A 5,457-nucleotide genomic window follows, 5' to 3' on the forward strand; every position below is an offset into this window, starting at 1 on the left:
GGCGGGTCACCGCGTTCGACGCCTGGGGCCCCGCGGGCGCGGGTGTGCGGGTGCTGACGGGCTCGCCGGTCCGCGAGCTCCGGTGGTCCGGTGGACGCACCGGGGGACGGTGCGAGGGAGTGGTGCTCGACGACGACGATGAGATCACCGCCCGGGAGGTGATCCTGTGCGCGGGGTCGATCGGGACGGCCGAGGTCCTGCTGCGCTCGGGGATCGGGCCGCGGTCCGGCCACCCGGTCGGGCGGAGCACGCAGGAGCATCCGGAGGTCCTGCTGGACCTGCCGCCCGACTGGGGTCCGGGGGAGGGTGACCCGCTCGTCCCGCCGCCCCTGCTCTCCCACGTGGTCCGGCTCGGTCTGCCCGGGCCGACGGGCCTCGCGGAGATCGAGGTGCGGCCCTACTCGGTCCCGATGCACCGGGTGATCCCCGGCCTGGACCCCCAGCCGCACCGGATCGGGGTGGCCCTGATGAACCCCGTGGGCCGGGGCCACGTGCGGGAGGGGAGCTCCAGGGGAGACGGCCCGCGGGTGGTGCTGGCCGACGACCCCCGCGACGCTTCGGCGCTCGACCAGGCCGCCGGGATGGTCGCGGACCGCCTGGGCATCTCCGGTGGTGGGCCGCGGCCCGCACCCGTCCCGTCGACCTCCCAGCACCTCGCGGGGTCGGCGCGGATCGGTGAGGTGGTCGACGATTCCGGCCGGGTCCTGGGCTGCGAGGGTATGCGGGTGGCCGACGCCTCGGTGTTCCCGGTCCTGCCGCGGTGCGGCCCCTATCTCTCCGTCCTCGCGGTGGCCGAGGACCTCGCCGCGCGGGTGATCGCCGGGAACTCGTGGTAGAACCGGTATGAGAACACGTTCCGCCGCCGAGGTGGGAGTGCGGGCGGAAGGGTCACCATGACGAGTAGCGAGATCGAGACCCGCAGTGATCACCCCCACACCGCCGAACCCCGGTCCTTCACGCTCGCCGGTGCGGCCGGGATGCTCGTCGGCGACGTGTGGGAGCCGATCGGTGATGCGGATCCGGTCGACGAGATCCTCATGCTGCACGGCGGGGCGCAGACCAGGAACTCGTGGAACCGCGCCGCCCGGCGACTCGCGACCGAGGGGTACCGGGTCACGACGATGGACGCGCGGGGCCACGGTGACAGCGACTGGGCGGAGGACGGGGACTACGACATCCACCGCATGGTCGATGATCTCGAGTTGATCGTCGCCGCCCGCTTCCCCGGCCGGCTGCCGGTTCTCGTGGGCGCCTCGCTCGGGGGGTTGACCGGACTGCTGGCGCTGGGGACCGCCAAGCCCGTCGCACGGGCGCTGGTGCTGGTGGACGTTACCCCGAAGATCGAGGCGAAGGGCGTCCAGCGGATCGGGGAGTTCATGCGGTCGGGGCTCGACGGGTTCGCGGACCTGGAGGCCGCCGCCGAGGCGATCGCCGCCTACCAGCCGGGTCGTCAGCGCCCGACGAACCTGGACGGACTGCGCAAGAATCTCCGCCAGAAGGGCGACGGCCGGTGGTACTGGCACTGGGACCCGCGCTTCGTCGCGGGCGCCACCGGGGACAACGCCGAGATCGGGAACGACTACTTCGAGGGGATCGTGCCCCACGTCACCGAGCCGACCATGCTCATCAGGGGGTCGCGATCGGACATCGTCAGCGACGAGTCGGTGGCCCACCTGCTGCGGCACCTCCCGCACGCGTACACCCACGAGGTCGCGGACGCCGGTCACATGGTGGCCGGGGACGACAACGCGGTCTTCCTGGACCAACTCGAGTGGTTCCTGGCGGAGATCCTCGGATCCCCGCCCCGCCCGGGGGCGCGGGGGGAATAACCCCGATCGGGCGACGTTGTTCCTCACTGCACGACCTTGAATACCCACACGGGTATGGTCCGTGCGAGAAGGTCGTCGCAGGCGCGGGCTGTCCGTAGGCTGGCGACGAGAGACGACGGGACGAGAGCCGCCCCGTCCCGCTAGGAGGGCATTCGTATGACCACCGTCGACATCACGACCGCCGACTTCGAGAAGACCGTCACCGACAACGACATCGTCCTGGTGGACTTCTGGGCCGAGTGGTGTGGCCCCTGCAAGGCCTTCGGGCCGGTGTTCGAGAAGGTCTCCGGCAAGAACCCCGAGCTGACCTTCGCGAAGGTCGACACCGACGCGGAGCAGCAGCTGGGCGCGATGCTGCAGATCCAGTCGATCCCCACGCTCATGGCGTTCCGCGAGGGCATCGCCGTGTTCCGTCACTCCGGTGCGATCCCGGAGCAGGCGCTCGACGACCTGGTCGAGCAGATCAAGGGGCTCGACATGGACGAGGTCCGCAAGGCGGTCGAAGAGGCCCAGGCCCAGCAGGGCGACGCCCAGGGCTGAGTCGGCCCACTCCCTCCGGCGCGCCCGCGCGCCGAAATTGGAACAGGTTCTCGGTTTGCCGATCCCCGGTGGACCGATGCGGATATCGTGATGAGAACACGTTCCAGTGACGGGATCACCCCGTCGCGCCCGGAGGGAGTCGAATGAAGACCAAGGCCGCCATCGCCCGAGAGCTGGGCAAGCCGTTCGAGATCGTGGAGGCCGAGCTCGACGGCCCCCACTTCGGCGAGGTGCTCGTCAAGTGGAAGGTCGCCGGTCTCTGCCATTCCGACCTCCACATCACCAGTGGTGACCTGCCCGGGCGTCTGCCGATCGTCGGCGGGCACGAGGGCGCGGGCGTCGTCGAGGCGGTCGGCCCCGGCGTGACCCACGTCCAGCCCCGCGACCACGTGGTGGGGTCGTTCATTCCGGCCTGTGGCAAGTGCTCCGCCTGTGCGCGCGGCATGACCAACCTGTGCGACGGCGGACTCAACGGCACGATCGGCGAGATGGCCGACGGCCGGTACCCGTTCGCCCTCGAGAACGGCGAGACCGCCGGCGCCATGTGCACCCTCGGCACGTTCTCGCAGTACACCGTCGCCAACATGAACTCGGTGGTCAAGGTCCAGGACTGGATCCCCTTCGAGGTCGCGGCGCTGGTCGGCTGCGGCGTCACCACCGGCTGGGGATCGGCCGTCTACTCAGCCGACGTCCGGGCCGGTGACACCGTCGTCGTCTTCGGCATCGGCGGCATCGGCATCAACGCGATCCAGGGCGCGAAGCACGCCGGCGCGCGATTCATCCTGGCCATCGACACGGACGAGTCGAAGCTGGCCAAGGCCACGGAGTTCGGCGCCACCCACGTCTACTCGGACGTCGACCAGGCCAAGGCCGAGCTTCCGGGCCTGACCTGGGGGAACATGGCCGAGAAGGCCATCATCACGATCGGCGTGGCGGACGCTAAGGTGACCGCCGACGCCACCGACATGGTGGGTAAGCGGGGGGTCGTGGTCCTCACCTCCATGGGCGGCCTCGACAACCAGTCCATCAACCTCACCGGGCTGTTCGTCTCCCAGTACGAGAAGGTCATCAAGGGGTCACTGTTCGGGTCGGCCAACGCCTTCCACGACATCCCCAACATCCTGCGGCTGTGGGACGAGAAGCAGCTCAAGCTCGACGAGCTGATCACGCACCGCTTCACGCTCGATCAGGTCAACGAGGGCTACGAGATCATGGAGTCCGGCGGCGACGGCATGGTCCGCGGGATCATCGTCCACGACGACTGATCCCCTGCGACTCCGCCGGCACGGCCGGCGCTGCGGGCACGACCGCGGCAACCGTGGGCCCCGGTTCCCCTCGAGGGGGTGGACCGGGGCCCGCTCCGTACACCGGACTGGACAGCGATACCCCCACGGGTACACTGGGGTCCGGATCGACATCCGCATCCGCGAGAGAGCAGGAGGGCCCGAGATGGCTGACGACGAGGCGAGGACGCAGGTGCTCAACCGCCTGCGCCGGGCGCGGGGACAGCTCAACGCGGTGATCGACATGGTCGAGCAGGAGCGCCCCTGCAAGGACGTCGTCACCCAGCTGGCGGCGGTCTCCAAGGCGCTGGACCGCGCCGGGTTCAAGATCATCAGCTCCAACATCCAGGAATGCCTCGCGGGCGACGGCGAGACCGGCGAGGACGGGATCACCGTGGCCGAGCTGGAGAAGCTCTTCCTCTCGCTCGCCTGACCGCTCCCCGGGGCCGTGGGATGCTGGCCCCGGTACGCGGAAGACATCACCCGACCACAGACGTGAGGACTGCGACATGGACGTCGGAATCGGTACGTACACGGCGATGGGATTCGACGAGGCGGTGGAGGCGACCCGCGAGGCGCTCGCCGACCGCGGCTTCGGGATCCTCCACGAGATCGATCTCACCGCCACGCTCAAGAAGAAGATCGACAAGGACATCGAGCGCGTCCTGATCCTCGGGGCGTGCAACCCCGGGTTCGCCGGTGAGGCGTTCGACGTGAGCAAGGAGGTCGCGCTGCTGCTGCCCTGCAACGTCGTGGTCCGCGAGTCCTCCGGGGGCTGCGTCATCGAGGCACAGAACCCGGCGCTGCTGGCACAGGTCATCTCGGGCGGCCTGCAGGACATGGCCGACGAGTTGTCCGCGCAGATGCGGTCGATGATGAAGGACCTCACCCGCTGAGTAACCTGGGGGCATGACCCAGGAGCCGCACACCGACCCGCGGGCCCTCGCTCAGCAGAGACTGGAGGCGATGGTGGGGCGGGGAGAGCTGTCCCTCGCCGAGTTCTCGGACCGGGCCGCCAGGATCTGGTCCGCGACCTGCCCCGCCGAGCTGGAGGTGGCCCTGAGCGGACTGCCGCTGAGTCCCGGCGCGGGGCCCACCCCTTCCTCGGCGCAGCCACCGGCCACCCGGCCGACGGGGGCGATCACCGTCGACGAGAGCCGGAGAAAGACCTCGGTCTTCGACACGCTCAAGCGGGAAGGCCGGTGGTCCCTCCCGGACGACTACCGGCTGACGTCCTGGATGGGCGAGATCTACCTCGACGCCCGTGAGGCCGTGGTCGACCGCCCGCGCACCCACATCCAGCTCGACCTGTGGGCCGCCAACGCCAAGATCCTGCTGCCCCCGGGAGTCTCGGTCGCGGTGACCGGCAATCGGACGTGGTCCGAGCTCAAGATCGACGAGGGCCGCTACGACATCCGTGGCGGTCCGCACCTGGACTTCGAGATCAACGGCTTCATGGCCGGGGTGAAGATCAAGATCCTCGCGGCGGGGGAGCGGATCCCCAAGACGTGGAAGTGGTTCTAGGCAGACGGCGGTTTCAGGCAGATGAGCCGGGCCGCCGCCGCCACACCGTGTGCCGGTGCCGGACCTCGTCGTCGTGCCCCTCGACGCGGCTCCGCGGATCGGTGATCCACTCGCCGACCTCGACCCGCTCCCACGTCCCGTCCAGCTCCGGGGCCAGCACGGTCCCCGGGGCGTCCGCGTCGATCTCGGTGACCAGGCACTCGTCGGCTGAGCCGAGCGCGGCGGCGTAGATCTGTCCGCCGCCCATCACCGCCGCGTCCGGGCCGGCCGCCGCCAGCGCC

8 protein-coding genes are annotated in these 5,457 nt (G+C 70.1%); 7 read left to right on the forward strand and 1 reads right to left on the reverse strand.

The window, feature by feature from the left end; genetic code table 11:
- From mftG to G6028_RS09060, 7 genes are all read left to right on the forward strand, one after another.
- The coding region (gene mftG / locus G6028_RS09030; RefSeq protein WP_182658684.1) for a mycofactocin system GMC family oxidoreductase MftG at positions 1 to 836 on the forward strand (836 nt) is incomplete at its 5' end.
- 57 nt (positions 837 to 893) lie between these two features.
- Positions 894 to 1,829: an alpha/beta fold hydrolase gene (locus G6028_RS09035; protein WP_182658685.1), complete on the forward strand. Its 936-nt coding sequence runs from the start codon at positions 894 to 896 to the stop codon at positions 1,827 to 1,829.
- Between the two features lie 156 nt (positions 1,830 to 1,985).
- Positions 1,986 to 2,369, forward strand: a complete 384-nt coding sequence (trxA, locus tag G6028_RS09040) for a thioredoxin (protein ID WP_179525878.1) — start codon at positions 1,986 to 1,988, stop codon at positions 2,367 to 2,369.
- Positions 2,370 to 2,512: 143 nt separating this feature from the next.
- Entirely contained in the window at positions 2,513 to 3,634 is a 1,122-nt protein-coding gene (locus G6028_RS09045) for an NDMA-dependent alcohol dehydrogenase (RefSeq protein WP_182658686.1), read from the forward strand.
- Between the two features lie 184 nt (positions 3,635 to 3,818).
- Positions 3,819 to 4,085: a metal-sensitive transcriptional regulator gene (locus G6028_RS09050; RefSeq protein ID WP_179525876.1), complete on the forward strand. Its 267-nt coding sequence runs from the start codon at positions 3,819 to 3,821 to the stop codon at positions 4,083 to 4,085.
- A gap of 76 nt (positions 4,086 to 4,161) precedes the next feature.
- Positions 4,162 to 4,548: a DUF302 domain-containing protein gene (locus G6028_RS09055; RefSeq protein ID WP_179525875.1), complete on the forward strand. Its 387-nt coding sequence runs from the start codon at positions 4,162 to 4,164 to the stop codon at positions 4,546 to 4,548.
- A gap of 13 nt (positions 4,549 to 4,561) precedes the next feature.
- Positions 4,562 to 5,176, forward strand: a complete 615-nt coding sequence (locus G6028_RS09060; protein ID WP_182658687.1) for a DUF1707 SHOCT-like domain-containing protein — start codon at positions 4,562 to 4,564, stop codon at positions 5,174 to 5,176.
- Between the two features lie 13 nt (positions 5,177 to 5,189).
- Here G6028_RS09060 and G6028_RS09065 read toward each other — a convergent pair.
- Positions 5,190 to 5,457, reverse strand: a 268-nt coding sequence (locus G6028_RS09065; protein WP_182658688.1) for a dihydrofolate reductase, incomplete at its 5' end; no start/stop codon positions are given.

It is taken from the genome of Dietzia cercidiphylli (genome assembly GCF_014145145.1).
In the GTDB taxonomy this organism is placed as follows: domain Bacteria; phylum Actinomycetota; class Actinomycetes; order Mycobacteriales; family Mycobacteriaceae; genus Dietzia; species Dietzia natronolimnaea.

Coding starts and splice junctions, on each gene's coding strand:
- G6028_RS09035 (WP_182658685.1), top strand. CDS start 894: ATGACGAGTAGCGAGATCGAGACCCGCAGTGATCACCCCCACACCGCC.
- trxA (WP_179525878.1), top strand. CDS start 1,986: ATGACCACCGTCGACATCACGACCGCCGACTTCGAGAAGACCGTCACC.
- G6028_RS09045 (WP_182658686.1), top strand. CDS start 2,513: ATGAAGACCAAGGCCGCCATCGCCCGAGAGCTGGGCAAGCCGTTCGAG.
- G6028_RS09050 (WP_179525876.1), top strand. CDS start 3,819: ATGGCTGACGACGAGGCGAGGACGCAGGTGCTCAACCGCCTGCGCCGG.
- G6028_RS09055 (WP_179525875.1), top strand. CDS start 4,162: ATGGACGTCGGAATCGGTACGTACACGGCGATGGGATTCGACGAGGCG.
- G6028_RS09060 (WP_182658687.1), top strand. CDS start 4,562: ATGACCCAGGAGCCGCACACCGACCCGCGGGCCCTCGCTCAGCAGAGA.